Annotated in this window: 2 protein-coding genes; one reads left to right on the forward strand and one right to left on the reverse strand. The window is 54.4% G+C overall.

All coding sequences use genetic code 11. The features are described from left to right. A partial coding sequence (locus ASE76_RS20040; RefSeq protein ID WP_236698422.1) for an RHS repeat-associated core domain-containing protein occupies window positions 1–821 on the forward strand: 821 nt, incomplete at its 5' end. A 208-nt stretch (window positions 822–1,029) separates the two neighbouring features. Here ASE76_RS20040 and ASE76_RS21205 read toward each other — a convergent pair. Beyond that, the coding region (locus ASE76_RS21205; protein WP_236698423.1) for a hypothetical protein at window positions 1,030–1,330 on the reverse strand (301 nt) is incomplete at its 5' end.

Raw genomic sequence — 1,330 nt, forward strand, 5'->3', positions numbered from 1 at the left:
GACGAGTGCGGCCTGCCATGCCGGATGCGATGTGGGGCACGGCGCCCCTGTGGCAGGCCGAGGCATCGACGGGAGCAAGAGCAGGAAACCAAAGCGCGACCCTGGCGACAGCCGACTACCACTACCTGCACACCGACCACCTGGGCACGCCGCAGGCGGCGACCGACGCGCAGGGCCGGTCGTCGTGGTCCGCGCAGTCGGAAGCCTTCGGCAAGACCACCCCGACCGCGAGCAGCCGGCTGGAGATGAACCTGCGGCTGCCGGGGCAGTACTTCGACGGGGAGAGCGGGACGCACTACAACCGGTTCAGGGACTATGCGCCGGGGACCGGGCGGTATGTGCAGGAGGACCCCATCGGTCTTCTTGGAGGTACAAATGTTTACTCTTACGCGGGCGCAAACTCAATTTTAAGAATTGATCCCATGGGCTTGGATAATCCAGGAATGGGTCCCTATGGTCCGGGATCAAATAATTACGGACAGGGTGTTGACGCCGTGACTCAAAGTATCAGAGCAGGTGGTGATTTTTGGAAAAACTATAAGGATATGCGTGCGGCAAATACCATTAATGCTGATAAATATTTTCACTGTAAGGCAAACTGCGAAGCTACTAGGCAAGGAGTTTCGGGTGAGTATGCTGCATGTTTGATTTCAAACGCCCGAGAATGGACGGATCAAAATATAAAAGGCGATCCATCATCGGCTTCTTTGGCCGACCAAGCTGCTAATGCAATAGGTCGTAATGGTGCGTTGAGCTCAAGTCAGCCATGCAATATTGTCTGTGGACCGTTTCGACCCAGTGGACTTTCCTCAGTTTATTAATTCACATTATGAATAGATTATTGATTATAACATTTTTAATGACGGTTGCATTTCTGGCCTTTAAGTTTTTCTTCGAAGGAGAAATTTATATCGATAAGTGTCTGGATGGAGGCGGCTCGTGGAACTACTCGAAAAAAGCATGTGAATTTACATAAATATACTTAGGGACACTCTGCACGAACCGATATCTACAGAGCTACGCGAGCGGTCACTGGCCGGGCGTTTTCGCGGTGCTGCCGGGGTTCAGGCCCGGGGCGCTGCCCTGCTGGCTGGCGGTCACCGCGAGATTCGGGCGAATCCACGGGTGCGTAAGGTGTACGACTTCCTGGCGCAGGAGATTCCGCCGGTGTTGGCGGGGAGATTCGAATGAAAAATGCCTGTAGCTGTTGTTGTTTGTTGGTTTGTAGCTATTGAGTCCGCCCTGAACAATTCCGTTCTCAGCCGCAGGCCGATCGGTTCTCGACCGGAGCGGCGAGCAGCGCTGCAATAACCGCCTGCATCGACAGCCC

The sequence above is a fragment of the Xylophilus sp. Leaf220 genome (genome assembly GCF_001421705.1).
GTDB lineage: Bacteria > Pseudomonadota > Gammaproteobacteria > Burkholderiales > Burkholderiaceae_C > Xylophilus.